The organism is Micromonospora rifamycinica, assembly GCF_900090265.1.
Taxonomy (GTDB): domain Bacteria; phylum Actinomycetota; class Actinomycetes; order Mycobacteriales; family Micromonosporaceae; genus Micromonospora; species Micromonospora rifamycinica.
Genome location: NZ_LT607752.1, coordinates 6763150 through 6777080, shown reverse-complemented (window position 1 = coordinate 6777080; position 13931 = coordinate 6763150). Strand labels below are relative to the sequence as shown.

Genomic DNA, 13931 nt, shown 5'->3' with positions numbered 1-13931 from the left:
ATTTCGCACCATCAACCGACCGGTCCGCTCGGCCACCGCCTCGGCCCGGTCCCGCCGTACGGGTCGCGTCCGGACGACCCACGGAGGACGAGGATTCCGCATCGACCGGCGCGGCCCGCCACCGGGCTGCCCGGTCCCGGCCGCCCTCATGCCGGCTGCTCCCAGCGGAACGGTGGGACAGTACCGGTGCTGGTGACCGTCCAGGACGCCGCGTCGGCCAGGTCGTCGGCCGTGACGGAATCGGCCTCCCGGGCCAGCACCAGGCCGCGCCGGTCGAGCTCCCGGGCCATCTCGACCTGGTGGTCGTCGACGTGCTCGCCGTGCCGGGCCCGACGCGGCACGTAGACGGCGCGGTGACCGGCCCGGATCGCGGCCAGCGCCGACCCCACCCCGGCGTGGGTGACGATCACGTCGGCCTCCCGCATGGCCTGCTGCATCTCGTCGTGCGGCACCTGCCGGCGGGCCCCGGCCGGCATCCGGGGGATCCGGGTCGACCCGACCTGCCAGAGCACCTCCGCCTCGGGGGGCACCACGTCGACCAGCCGTTGCAGCAGGCGCGGAAAGCCGAAGCGGTCCTGGGTGCCGAGGGTCACCACGACCCGGGAGACCGGGCGCGGGGCGGCGGGCTCGGGCAGGTAGCCGTCGAAGATCGAGCCGCCGTAGCGCCACCGGCCGCCCGCCCACCCCGGGTACTGGGTGTAGAGCCGGGTCCGGGGCACCCGGGCGACCAGCCGACCGGTCAGCGACGGGCCCTCCGTCCGGGTGGCGCTCTCGATGTAGTGGCAGTCCAGGCCGTGCCGGGCGGCGGGCAGGAAGAACGACATGGCGACGCTGGCGCCGGTGCTGACCACCCGGCTGAACCGCCCACCGCAGAGCACCCGGCGGGCGGCCAGCAGGTCGCGCAGCGCACCCACCGGATCCCGGGTGGCGGCCGGCGGCACGTGGATGACCTCGTGCCCGTCGAGCAGCGAGCGGCTCTGCGGGGAGTCGAACGTCGCCCAGACGCAGTCGTGCTGCACCCCGAGCCGGGGCAGCAGGTCGTGCAGCTCGGCGAGGTGCCCACCGGTGGAGGCGACGAGGAGGGTGGTCACGGTGGTGGCCCAACTTCCGTTCGTGGAGTGGTGGGGGCCGGGTCCGGGCCGGTGCGGGGAGGGGTCGCGCCGGCCGGACGGGGTACGGGTCAGGTGCCGGTCAGGGACCGGTCGTCGACAGCGGCGGCCGGCTCGGCCGGTGGTCGGACCCGACCGTCGGCCACCAGCACGGCGAGCACCATCACCCCGGTCAGCAGGGTGCCGAAGAACCACCCGCCGAACACGTCGGTGAGCCAGTGCTTCTCGGCGTAGATGCGGGTGTAGCCCTCCACCGAGACCAGCACCGCCAGCGCGGTGACCAGGCCGATCAGCACCCGGCGCGGGATCCGCCAGGTCAGCGCGGCCAGCACCAGGATGGTGCCGAAGGTCATCAGCACCCGGCCGCAGCCGCCGGAGGGGTAGGTGCCCAGGTCGGTCGGCGGGTGGCCGCGGTCGACGACCTTGGCGAGGATCGTCTGGGTGTACTGCTCGACGACGAACTGCAACGGCATCGCCACCAGCGGGATCCACCAGCGGCGACGACGCCAGGCGACGGCGAAGCCGATCGCGGCCACCGCGGTCACCCACTTGAGCGGGTAGCGGTCACCGATCGGGGAGATGAACAGGTTGACGTCCTCCCAGAAGCCGACCCGCCGGGCGTGCACGTAGTCGAAGACCGGGTGGTCGACGTGGGGTTCGAGGCGGGAGATCGCCTCGCCGATGGGCCAGCAGACGGCGACCACCGCCGCCGCGCCGGCCAGCAGCACCACCAGGGCCGCGCCGACCCGACCGAACGCGGCGGTCAACCCGGCGAGGGCGACCCGCACCCGGTCGGCCGTCCGGCCGGTGTCCACGGCCGACGCCCAGCGGGCGGCCAGCATCGGAACGGTGACCAGGGGCACCAGTACGGCCAGCACGGCCAGCACGTAGACGACGGTCACCTCGGCTCACCGCCGCCCGGACCACCCGTGGCCGGGGCGTAGGGCACCCCGAGCTGCCTGACGCGTGACGATCCCATCGTGCTCCCTGCCTGTGCCAGCCATCGGCGGGGGCTCCCCCACCCCGTGTGCCCCGGACGAGGTCCCCACACCGTCCCGGGCCGGACCGACCACGCCGTCGCCGGCCAGTGGTGGTCTGAGTGGGGCCACCCTAGTGGAACGTGAGGCGGGTTCGGTAGCGGCGGTGACGGCAGTGTGGGCTTTTCGCCGTTTTTCCGGTCGGGACTCCGACACGAGTCCCAGCCAGCGGGAGAAAGCGCCGGTCAGGGGCGGGGGGAACCCAGCCGGTCGGCGAGCGTGTGCAGCAGGGCGGGGTGCAGTTTCGCGCTCCAGCCACCCCCACCGGCCGCGAGTTCCGCGGTCCGCAACCACAGCTCGACGAGATAGGCGTCGGCGACGAACCGCTGCCGTGCCCGGTCCAGACCGAACGCCGCCCCGTGCCGGTCCAGCACCCCGACCATCTCCCCGGTCGCCCCCGCCACGTCCCGCCCGCCCAGCGACAGCGCGCTCTGGAACCCCTGGTGCGCGAGGTCGAACCCGACCGGCCGGTCGGCTCCGCTGTTCTCCCAGTCCCAGACGACCAGCCGACCCCGGTGGCGGCCCAGGTTCCACGGCACCCAGTCGCCGTGCCAGCGGCCGAACTCCACCGGCAGCTCACCGTCCCGCGTGGCGAGGGCGGTCACCGCCGCGACCACCGGGCCGCCGGCCGTGGCCGCCCGCGCGGTCAGGTCGGCCAGGAACGCCGAACCCCGCACCGGCCGGGGCGTACCCGCCGGGCCACCCCGCCGGGCCACCGCCAGCATCGCGGCCACCTCCGGACGCTGCGGGTGGCGCAGCCGGCGCACCCGGGCCGGCATCGGCTCGACCAGGGTCACCGCGAGCTCACCCCAGGCGACCTCGCGCAACAGCCGGGGCACGTCCGGGAAGTCACCGCCGTCGCGGGGCAGCTCCCGCAGCGCGGCGGCCTCCGCGCGGACCATCGCCCGGGTCGCGTCGTTCCAGCCGATCTTCGCGTACGCCCGCGCGGCACCCCGGTCGTCGAAGAGCTGCAACGTCGGCTTGTGGTGCGGATCGGGCGGGCGGATGCCGATCGCGGCGTGCAGCGGGCGGCCGGTCAGCCGGCCCAGGTGTCCGGCGAGCAGCAGCTCGGCCGGATCGGCGTCGGTGGGCACCGCGACGGTCAGCACCGGCATCCGGGCCAGCCCGGTCGCCCCGAGCCCGGCCAGCATCCCGACGGCCAGCCGGTTGGCCCGCACCCGCGGCGGGCGCAGCGCGTTGTAGGCCAGGGTCGACGCCGCGCCGACCCGGCGGGAGGCCAGCGGGAGCAGGAACCTGGCCCGCTCCACCGAGGGCACCACGGCGTACCGGGCGGCCGGCCGGTGGGTGGCGGGCACCGGGTCGGGCGGCATGCCGAGCCAGAGCCGGGGATCACCGAAGATGGCCCGGGTCACCCAGCCCAGGCCGTCCTGCCGGGTCCGTGGATCCGTCGCCACCGCCATCCCCTCCACCTGTCCCGTCCGACCGCCGCGCGCTGGCGGCCACGATAGGGCCGGCCGACGAGCCGCCGCCCGGCGGGCCGTGACCCACCGGGCGGCGTAGGACGCCGGGCCGGCCTCAGCGCTGCCAGACGCGGACGTAGTCGACCCGGAAGTCGGCCGGGAACCGGGTGGCCGCGTCGGGGTCGCCCAGCCAGCCACCGACCTGGAAGTTCAGCCGCAGGTTGAACGGCTTGTTGAAGGCCTCGTCGAACCACGGGGTGGTGCTGCGGTCGCGCTGCCACACCTGCCGGCCGTCGATGTACCAGCGGATCACCCCCGGCTCCCACTCGGTGGTGTACGTGTGGAAGCCGTCACCCGGGTAGCCGGTCGGGAAGTCCCACCGCTGGTCCTGCTTGACCGGCGTGTAGTCGTAGAAGATCGCCTGGGTGGCGGCCCCGTGCAGGGACGCCCCGCCGGGCAGCTCCACCACGTCGATCTCGCCCTTGCCGCCGTCGTCCGGGCGCAGCCAGAACGCCGGCCAGAGGCCCTTGGAGTCGGTCGGCCCATTCGGGGACTTGGCCCGCATCTCGAACCGGCCGTAGGTGAACGACGCCTTGCCGATGGTGTCCAGGTAGCTCTGGGTGTACTGCCGGGTCTGCGAGCTGCACACCGCGGTCTCCCGCTGGGCGCGCAGGGTCAGCACCCCGTCGGCGACGAAGGTGTTGTCCGGGTCGTCGACGTTGCAGCCCTTGTCGATGTCGCGGCCCTCGTTGTCCCGCAGGTTCCACCGCTTCAGGTCGACGGTGGGTCCGGTGAACTCGTCGGACCAGACCAGCCGCCAGCCGGGCACGTCGGTGCCGGGCCGCACCGTCGGCGTCGGGCGCGGCGCGGCGGTGGTCGGCGCGGGCGGACTGGCCGTCCGGGTGGGCGTCGGCGGCACCGTCCGGGTCGGGGCGGGCGTCGGGGCGACGGTGGTCGGCGGCGGCGTGGTGACCGGCGGCCGGGTGGGCAGCCGGCCGTCACGCTGGTACGTCACCACCAGGCTCGGCCGGATCGTGGTCTTGGCGTTCTCCCGGGAGGCCCAGTAGATCCGGGTGTTCCAGTTCTCCTGGGTCAACGCCAGGGTGACCTGACCGTTGCCCTTGACCGCGGCGGAAACGTCCCACTCGTTGTAGCCCTGGCTGACCCGGTCGACGGTCGCCAGCGCCGGGCCGAGGACGGGCCGTTGGTGCCAGGCGCCGGTCCCCGCGGCGGTGCCCTGTGCGGCGTGCGCCCGGACCCGGGAGGTGAACTGCTGCCAGGCGTACACCCGCAGGGACGCCTTGACGGCGACGGCGTCGGCGGGCAGGCCGCGTACCTGGAACTCCAGCACGGCGTCGCGCTGGCCGACCCGGTTGCCGTCGCAGAGCTGCGGACAGCTGGCCAGGGTGGTCTTGATCCCGTTGTCGCCGTCCTGGGGGACCTGGGTGACGGTGGTGTCCGCGACGGCGGAGAGCACGATCGGCGGCACCTCGGCGGCGATCAGCGGCATCATGGTGGCCACGATGCCGCCGATCGCGGTGACGCTCAGGACACTGAGGACGGCCGCCCTGCGTCGACCACTGATGGCCGGAAGGGCGCGGTGGATTCCGTGCCTGCTCAAGGAACACTCCCCGGGTGGGCGACGATTACCGGCAGCAGCGTATCGACCACGAGCGGATATGGCAGGTGGGGAATCACGGTGCCGACACGACTTAAGAAAAGAATAAGAGAACAGGGGTTGCTTTTCGGCGGTCCAGCAAACGAATGCCGGCTTCCCGAGGTTGCGCCTGATTGACCGGAAAGTCGGCGATGGGGCGCGGTGGGTAGCGACGGCCGGCACCCGGTCGCCGGGCGACGGCGACCACCGACCGATCAGCGCCGGACACCGGCGAGGGCGGTACGCATCGCATCGACCGGTGCCGACACCCCGGTGAACTGCGTGAACTGTCCGACGGCCTGGGCCAGCAGCAGATCCAGCCCGGAGACCACCCGCAGACCGCCGGCCAGTGCCGAGGCCGCCAGCGGGGTCGGCCACGGGTCGTACAAAGCGTCGAAGAGCACCGTGGACGGTCCCCAGTCGACCCCGGCCGCCAACGGGTCGGCGACCCCCTTCGGCACCGTGGAGACCACCAGGTCGGCGTGGGTGTGCGCGGCGGCGTCCGGCCAGGCCACCGCGACCACGTCCACCCCGACGGCCGCGCCCACCGGCCGCAGCCGCGCCACCGCCGACGGGCGGCGGGCCACCACGGTCACCGTGGTCGCGCCGAGCTGGGCGGCGGCGGCCACGGCGGCCCGGGCGGTGCCCCCGGCCCCGAGCACGGTGACGGTGCCGCCCGGACGCACCCCGGCCGAGGTCAGCACCGTCACCATGCCGGTCACGTCGGTGTTGTCGGCGTACCAGGAGCCGTCGGGACGCCGTACCAGCGTGTTGGCCGCGCCGACGGCGGTGGCGACCGGCGACGCCCGGTCGGCCACCGCGAGCGCCGCCTCCTTGCCCGGCATGGTCACCGACAGCCCGGCCCACTCCGGACCCAGGCCGGCGACCAGCGCCGGCAGCTCCTCGGCCCCGCACTCGATCCGGGTGTACGACCAGCCGGCGAGCCCGGCGGCGGCGTAGCCCGCCTCGTGGATCACCGGGGAGAGCGAGTGGGCGATCGGCCGACCGAGCACCGCGGCCCTCACCGGCAGTTCTCTCCGCTCAGCACGCCGTTGGTGCACATCTGGCGTTGCAGGTCACGGAAGTCGGCGTCGGTCGTGCCGTACCCCATGGTGCCCTTCTTGTCGACGGTCATGAAGTAGACCCAGGTGCCGTTGGGCGGGCTCATCGCCCCCTTGAGGGCGTCCTCGCCCGGGTTGCTGATCGGGGTGATGGTCAGCCCGTCCGCGCCGTGCGTCCGGTACGGGTTCCTCGGGTCGTTCAGCTCGGACTGCTTGAGGATGTCGGAGTCCTTCGGGTTCTTGCCCTGCAACCGCAGCCAGTAGTTGATCGCGCTGTCGATCTCCAGGCACTTGCAGTGGTAGCGGTCGGTGTAGACCCGGTTGTAGATCACCCGGGCCACCTTCGGCATGTCCACGTGGTTGACCGACTCGGCCTGCGCGATCGACGCCGTGATCAACGCCTCGTACGGCGAGATGCCGCGGTCCGCCTCGACCGTCTCGACGAACTTCATCTCCTCCGTCACGTCGAGGAACTTGTCCACCATCATCGACAGGATCTGCGCGGCGGTCGCCTTCGGCGGCAGCTCGTAGGTGGCCGGGTAGAGGAAGCCCTCCAGGCTCCGGGGCCCCTTCTTGCCGTCCTTGCGGTTGAACCAGAACTCGGGAACGCCCAACTTGACCGGATCCTTCGCGGCGGTCTTGAACTCGCCGACCGGGATCTTGGTCTCCTTGGCCAGCAGGTCGTAGATGGCCAGCGTGATCATGCCCTCGGGGATGGTGACCCCGTTGACCACCCGGCTCTTGGGATCCAGCAACAGGGTGAGCGCGTCCGAGGCGCGCATCTCCTTCTTGACCTTGTACCGGCCGACCTGGATGTTCTTGCTGAGCGCGTTCTCCTCAGCCGCCTCGATGAACGCCTTGGTGCTCTTGACCACGCCGGCGTCGTACAGGGAGTTGCCGATGTCGGTCGCGGTGTCACCGGTCTTGACGTCGACCAGCGCCTCACCGGTGCCCGGACCGTCGAAGTCCGGGGTGATGAAGTGGTTGCGGATCCGGTCGAAGCCGTAGAAGGCCCCACCACCGATGCCGCCCAGCAACACCAGGGCCATCAGCAGCGCGAAGATGGTCTTGCCGGGGCCGCCGCCCGACTTGCCGGAGCCGCCGCCGTTGCGCCGGTTGACGAAGCCCCGCCGGTGCCGGCCCTTCTCTCCCCTCTCCCCCCTTTCCTGCTCGTCGAACCCGAGGTCCAGATCGTCGATCATTCCGTCCGCCTCCGCTGCGCTTCCAGCCAGCTCTGCAGGATCTCGACCGCGGCGGCCTGATCCACCACCGCGCGTTGGCGCTTTCCCCGGACGCCCCGCTCGGCAAGCCTACGAGACGCGACGACAGTTGACATCCTCTCGTCGGTGAGGGTCACCGGAACCGGGGCTATCACCTCGGCCAACCGGTCCGCGTACGCCGACACGTGCTGGGCCGCCGGCCCGTGCCGACCGGCCAGGTTGACCGGCAGCCCGACCACCACCTCGACGGCCTCGTACTCGGCGACCAGCTCGGCGAGCCGGGCGAGATCGGTCGGCACCGCCTCCGGGCCGGTGCGCTGGTCCCGGGCCAGGGTGACCAGCGGAGTGGCCAGTACCCCGTGCGGATCGGACCGGGCCACCCCCACCCGCACCTGACCGACGTCGACACCCAACCGGACCCCACGGGACCACTCGGTCACGGCAGGCTCACCCTCCCCGATGACGGACCAGGGCGGACCATCTCCGGTCCGCCCTGGTCCGTACGCTGTCCCGTCACGCGTCGGCGATCGCCTTCTCGACCGTGAGCAGCAGGTTCGGCGCCTCGGCGGCGGGCAGGCCACCACCCTGCGCCACGTCCGGACTGCCCCCGCCACGACCGGAGAAGGCCGCCTTGACCAGGTCGTTCGCCGCCAGACCGCGCCCACGGGCCGCCGCGTTCACGGCCACCACCAGGGATGCCTTGCCGTTGGATCGGGCCGCCACCGCCACCACCGCCGGCCGGGCCGGATCGATCTTGCCGCGGATCTCCTGGGCCAGGGTCCGCACGTCGTTGCCGGCCGCGCCCTCCGGCGCCTCGGTGCCGACGTACGCCACCCCACGGACGTCCTTCGCCTGCCCGGCCAGCGCCGCCGCCCCGCCCAGCACCAACTGGGCGCGGAGCTTCTCCAGCTCCTTCTCGGCGTCCCGCAGCTGGGTGACGGTCTGCTCCACCCGGTCGGCGACCTGCTCGCCGGGCACCCGGAACAGCTCCGCCAGCCGGGACACCAGCAGGTGCTCGCGGGCCAGGAAGCCGAACGCGTCCATCCCGACCAGCGCCTCGATCCGGCGCACCCCGGAGCCCACCGACGCCTCGGAGAGGATCTTCACCAGGCCGAGCTGGGCGGAACGGGCCACGTGGGTGCCGCCGCACAGCTCCCGGGCGTAGTCGCCGACCTCGACGACCCGGACCCGCTCGCCGTACTTCTCGCCGAACAGCGCCATCGCGCCGATCCGCCGCGCCTCCTCCTGGGTGGTGATGAAGGCGTTCACCTCCAGGTCCGCCAACAGCACCTCGTTGACCTGCTGCTCCACGTCGTGCAGCACGCTCGGCGACACCCCGGCGGGGGTGTTGAAGTCGAACCTCAGCCGGCCCGGGGCGTTCAACGAACCCGCCTGGGTCGCCGACTCACCGAGGAAGTTGCGCATGGTCTGGTGCACCAGGTGGGTCGCGGTGTGCGACCGGGAGATGGCCCGCCGCCGGGTCACGTCGATCTCCGCGAAGCCGGTCTCCCCGGCGCGTACCTCACCCCGGACCACCTTCGCCCGGTGCACGATCAGGCCCGGCACCGGCTGCTGCACGTCGAAGACCTCGACCTGCCCGGCACCCACGGTGATCAGCCCCTGGTCGGGCTGCTGACCGCCGCCCTCGGCATAGAACGGGGTGGTGTCGAGCACCAGCTCGACCGTCTCGCCCTCGACCGCCGCGCCGACCGTCGCCCCACCGCTCAGCAGCGCCCGGACCCGGGACTCCCGGCGCAGCTCGGTGTAGCCGGTGAACTCCACCTCGCCGCCGTCGTCGCGCACCGACCGGTACGCCGACACGTCGGTGTGCCCGGTCTTGCGCGCCTGCGCGTCGGCCTTCGCCCGGTTGCGCTGGTCGGCCATCAGCCGCCGGAAGCCCTCCGCGTCGACCTGGAGCCCCTGCTCGGCGGCGATCTCCAGGGTCAGGTCGATCGGGAAACCGTAGGTGTCGTGCAGCTGGAACGCCTTCTCCCCGGACAGTGCCGGCCTCCCCGCCGACCGGGTTTCCGCGATCGCCGTGTCCAGGATCGTCGTGCCCGCCCGCAGCGTCGACAGGAACGCGTCCTCCTCGGTGTACGCGTACTGCGAGATCCGGTCGAACTCCTGCGCCAGCTCCGGGTACGACGGGGACATGCAGTCCCGGGCCACCGGCAGCAGCTCCGGCAACGCCCGCTCCTGCCAGCCCAGCAGCCGCACCGCCCGGATCGCCCGCCGCATGATCCGGCGCAGCACGTAGCCGCGCCCCTCGTTGCTCGGGGTCACCCCGTCGCCGATCAGCATCAGCGCGGTCCGCACGTGGTCGGCGACCACCCGCAGCCGTACGTCGTCCGGGTGCGACTCGCTCGCCACGTGACCCGAGTGCGCGCCGTACCGCTTGCCGGTCAGCTCCGCCGCCCGGTCCAGGATCGGCCGCACCTCGTCGATCTCGTACAGGTTGTCGACACCCTGCAGGATCGAGGCCATCCGCTCCAGGCCCATACCGGTGTCGATGTTCTTCGCCGGCAGCTCGTCGACGATCCGGAACTCTTCCTTGCTCCGGACGTCGGCGATCTCGTACTGCATGAAGACGAGGTTCCAGAACTCCATGTACCGGTCCTCGTCGACCTCCGGGCCGCCCTCGCGCCCGTACTCCGGGCCGCGATCGTAGAACAGCTCGGAGCAGGGTCCGGCCGGGCCGGGAATCCCCATCGACCAGTAGTTGTCCTTCTTGCCCCGGCGGACGATCCGCTCCACCGGCACCCCCACCGACCGCCAGATCTCGAACGCCTCGTCGTCGTCGAGGTAGACCGTCGGCCAGATCCGCTCCGGGTCCAGCCCGTAGCCGCCCTCGGCGACCGGCTTGGTGACCAGCTCCCAGGCCAGCGGGATCGCCCCGGCCTTGAAGTAGTCACCGAAGGAGAAGTTGCCGTTCATCTGGAAGAACGTGCCGTGCCGGCTGGTCTTGCCGACCTCGTCGATGTCCGGCGTACGCAGACACTTCTGCACGCTCACCGCCCGCCGGTACGCCGGGGTCTGCTGCCCCAGGAAGTACGGGACGAACTGCACCATGCCGGCGTTGACGAACAGCAGGTTCGGGTCGCTGATGGCGGGCAGCGGAGCGGACGGCACCACGGTGTGCCCGTTCGCCTCGAAGTGGGCGAGGTACCGCCGCTTGATCTCCGCCGTCTTCATCGCTGGGGTTCCTCCGGAAAGATCTCTCGGTCACCGATGCGCGGGTCCTCCCGCAGCTCGGCGAACTGGTCGTCGAACGCCTCACCGCGGGCGAACGCCTCGTGGATCTCCTGCTCGCGCTCGGCCATCCCGATCCGTACGTCCTCCACGAAGCTACGCAGCGACTCGACCAGACCGCCAGCGGATTCGGACAGCCCGCTGGCGATGCCGGCCGGGGTGTACGCCTGCGCGGTCCGGGTGGCCTTGCGGACCACCACCACGCCCACGGCCAGCCCGATGCCTAGCCAGAAAAGTCGCCTCATGTCGCCATTCCTCCTGTGCGGCGTCGGGCCGGATCAGCTGTTGCCGCGCCGGGCGGCCCGACGCTGCTGCTTGATGGTGTCGCGCACCTCACGCTCGGTCTCCGCGGTCCGCCGCGCCGAGGCGGCCCGGCGCACGCCGTACCCGAAGGCCGCCACCTTCACCAGCGGGTTCGCCGCGGCGGCCGAGACGACGGTGGCCAGGTTCGCCACGTTCGCGGTGACGTTCTGCGCGTGGCTGGTCATCGTGTCGACCTTCGCGAGCTGCAGGTTCACCCCGTCGAGGGAGGTCTGCACCTGCTCCAGGGCGACGTTCACGTTCTTCACCGTGGTGTTGACGTCCCCCAGCAGCGGGGCGGTCTGCTCGTTGAGGTCGTTGATCATCCGGGTCGTCGCGTCCACCGTGTGCCGCAACCGCAGGATCGGCACCGCCAGCACGAGCACCAGCATCAGGAACGCGCCGGCCGCGATCAGCGCAGCGATCTGTCCACCATCCACGCATGTCCTCCTCAAGCAGGGGTTCCGGGGCACAACGCCCCGGAACACGCGACCCGGGTGCCCGCATCGCGGCACGACCCGCGCAGGGTCATCGGGAGCAGGCGTGCCTGCCAGCCCCAGACCCTACCGTCCGTGATGGAAGCCGGCTCAGGACGGTGAGCGTGTCAGGCCACCGAGCGGATCGTCGGTGATCGTCGGGAACGGGTCCTCACCGGTCAGTGACGGGTCGGTGCTCGGCTGTGGCCGGGTCCGCTCGTCGTCGATCGCGTTGCGGACCTTCACCGACACCAACGAGCCGCCGCACTCCCCCGCCGCGGGCGCGGTCGGGGTCACCGGCGGCACCGCCGGCTCCCCGCTCACCGGCGGTGGGGCGCAGGTCGGTTCCCGCACCCACAGGTCGAGGGTCAACTCGTCCCGCCGCCAGCAGGTGTAGCTGCCCTTGGCCGGCTGCTCCGGGCACCGGGTGACCTCCCACCGCCGCCAGCCCTCCGCCCGTAGCGCCTGCTCGTAGACCCGGGAGGTCTCCTCCGGTGCGCGGTCGGACTCCACGGTGCGCTCCCGCAACCGGCAGTCCTGCAGGCACCAGCGGCTACCGCTGACGTTGTCCACCGTCTGCGCCGTCGCCCAGCCCGGCACACCCAACTCGTCGAGGGTGTCGAAGACCGGATCCCGGCTCAGCGTCCGCATCCCGAAGTAGAGCGGGAGCGCCCCGAGCAGCACCACGCTGACCAGCACCAGGAGCCCCAGCCGCAGGCGACGCCGTGGTCCCGTCCGGCGGCGCGACCCGGCACCGTCGGGGTCGGCACCATCCGCATCGTCCTGCGTCGCCGGACGCAACGGCCCACCGCCCGCAGACCCGTCCGGATCGGACCGGACGCCGTCCGGTGGCGTCACCCGGGCCACCCCCGGGCTCTCGGCCCGACCGGCCGCCGGGACGGTCGCCACGCCGGCCGACTCCACCCGGTCGGGTGGGCGCACCGGCGGGGCCGCCCGCCCGGTGGTCTCCTCCGGCCCGGCATCCGGGCGTACGCCCGGCACGGTGGCGCGGGCCACCGCCGGCCCGGCGACGGCCCCACCGGCATCGGCGGGCCGGGGACCGGCCTCGGGATGCGGCCCGGACCGCCGGCCGCCGGCCGCCGGCCCGGGGACACCACGTGCCTCCCCCGGGGGTACGGGCGGCCGGGCGGTACCGGTGGCGGGGCCGTCCGGCCGGGCAGGACCGGTGGCCGTGTCCCCCGGCCGGGCCGTGCCGCGTGCCGGGGCGGGAGGGCGCGGGGCACCCGGGTCGGGCACGCCGAGCCGCGGACCCGCCAGGGCGGCGGCGTCAGGGGGGGCGGTGTCCCCTGCGGTTCCCACCGGGCGTGGCCCGGCAGCGCCGTTCGGGACCGGGACACCGACCCGGGGGGCGCCGGACGTGGGCGACGCCACCGCCGCGTCCCGCCCCGGCACACCTGGCGGACGGGCCGCCACCGGCCCGGGTCCTGCGGGTTGCGGACCCCCGGTGCCGGACCCAGCGCCGGGCACCGGAGCCGAACCACCGGTAGCCGGGCCACCGTTGGCGGGGCCACGGGTAGCGGGGCCACCGGAAGCCGGGCCGCCGGAAGCCGGACCACCAGGAACCGGGCCACCGCGCACCGGGCCGCCGCGCACCGGACCACCAGGAACAGGGCCTTCAGGCACCGCCCCGGGGCCACCGGCACGCGGCCCCCGGGTCGGATCCGGTGCCGGGCCGGAACCGGCGTGCGGCCCCCGGACCGGGCGCGGCTCGTCGTTCGCCGCCCCCGGAGCGGGGCCGGTCACCCGACCGGGGGTGCGGGCGGGCGGCGTCGGCCGGGCCGCGCCGCGCGCCGGACCGGACTGACCCGGCCAGAGCGGCCCGGACTGCTCCGGCCGGGACGGACCGGCCTCGACGTCGGTCCGCTCGGGACCACCCCGCGTCGGAGCGGCCGGAGCCGTCCCACCCGGCGGGTTCGACCGGTTGAGGACCCGCAGCGCGGGATCGGTATGGGTGGTGCGCCCGGCCTGACGCAGCCAGTCCGCCGGCCGGTCCGGCCGGTCGCCACGCTCACCCTCAGCGGGTACCGGCTGACCGGTCGGCCCGGCGGTGTCCGGACGGCCCGGCCGGCCCCGCGACTCGTCGGCGTCCGGGCGGACCCGGGAACCGGGCGCTCCCGCACCGCCCAGGGTGCGCCAGCCTCCCGACGGCTGCTCGCCGTCCGGACGTGAGCGCCGGCCCACCGCCGCCTCGCCGTCCGACGCCGGACGGTGGGCGGCCGGTTCTGCTCCCTCGGGACGTGCCCGCCGGCCCGGAGGTGGCACGACGTCGGCAGCGGCGTGCCGACGCCCGTTGTCGTCCCGGTCGACCTGACCGGGCCGACCGGCCTCGGGCGCGGACGGGGCCGACGGCCCACCGGGGGCCGTCGCCGGGGCAACGGGC

The 13931-nt window shown here is 73.7% G+C and carries 11 protein-coding genes; all 11 read right to left on the bottom strand.

What is annotated here, in order from left to right; genetic code table 11:
• Window positions 1-146 precede the first annotated feature (146 nt).
• The gene (locus tag GA0070623_RS28720) at window positions 147-1091 is read right to left on the bottom strand and encodes a glycosyltransferase (RefSeq protein ID WP_067312303.1); all 945 of its coding nucleotides are present in this window, start codon (window positions 1089-1091) and stop codon (window positions 147-149) included.
• 89 nt (window positions 1092-1180) lie between these two features.
• Window positions 1181-2011 carry a phosphatase PAP2 family protein gene (locus GA0070623_RS28715; RefSeq protein ID WP_067312306.1) on the bottom strand — a complete coding sequence of 277 codons (831 nt, stop codon included), beginning with the start codon at window positions 2009-2011 and terminating at the stop codon, window positions 1181-1183.
• A 320-nt stretch (window positions 2012-2331) separates the two neighbouring features.
• Complete coding sequence (locus GA0070623_RS28710) at window positions 2332-3567, bottom strand: hypothetical protein (RefSeq protein WP_067312309.1); 1236 nt, start codon at window positions 3565-3567, stop codon at window positions 2332-2334.
• Window positions 3568-3682: 115 nt separating this feature from the next.
• Complete coding sequence (locus GA0070623_RS28705; protein WP_157517593.1) at window positions 3683-5188, bottom strand: glycoside hydrolase family 16 protein; 1506 nt, start codon at window positions 5186-5188, stop codon at window positions 3683-3685.
• Window positions 5189-5439: 251 nt separating this feature from the next.
• Window positions 5440-6249 carry a shikimate dehydrogenase gene (locus GA0070623_RS28700; RefSeq protein ID WP_067312315.1) on the bottom strand — a complete coding sequence of 270 codons (810 nt, stop codon included), beginning with the start codon at window positions 6247-6249 and terminating at the stop codon, window positions 5440-5442.
• Window positions 6246-7487, bottom strand: coding sequence for an endolytic transglycosylase MltG (gene mltG / locus GA0070623_RS28695; protein ID WP_067312318.1), 1242 nt, complete (start codon window positions 7485-7487; stop codon window positions 6246-6248). Before mltG ends, GA0070623_RS28700 begins: the two co-directional genes overlap by 4 nt.
• Window positions 7484-7945 carry a Holliday junction resolvase RuvX gene (ruvX, locus tag GA0070623_RS28690; protein WP_067312321.1) on the bottom strand — a complete coding sequence of 154 codons (462 nt, stop codon included), beginning with the start codon at window positions 7943-7945 and terminating at the stop codon, window positions 7484-7486. Before ruvX ends, mltG begins: the two co-directional genes overlap by 4 nt.
• Before the next feature lie 73 nt (window positions 7946-8018).
• On the bottom strand, window positions 8019-10697 hold the full coding sequence (alaS, locus tag GA0070623_RS28685; protein ID WP_067312324.1) for an alanine--tRNA ligase: 2679 nt from the start codon (window positions 10695-10697) through the stop codon (window positions 8019-8021).
• Window positions 10694-10999, bottom strand: coding sequence for a hypothetical protein (locus GA0070623_RS28680; protein ID WP_067312326.1), 306 nt, complete (start codon window positions 10997-10999; stop codon window positions 10694-10696). Before GA0070623_RS28680 ends, alaS begins: the two co-directional genes overlap by 4 nt.
• Window positions 11000-11032: 33 nt before the next feature.
• Complete coding sequence (locus GA0070623_RS28675) at window positions 11033-11494, bottom strand: DUF948 domain-containing protein (protein ID WP_067312329.1); 462 nt, start codon at window positions 11492-11494, stop codon at window positions 11033-11035.
• Between the two features lie 147 nt (window positions 11495-11641).
• Window positions 11642-12331, bottom strand: a complete 690-nt coding sequence (locus GA0070623_RS28670; protein ID WP_067312335.1) for a hypothetical protein — start codon at window positions 12329-12331, stop codon at window positions 11642-11644.
• Window positions 12332-13931: the final 1600 nt, after the last annotated feature.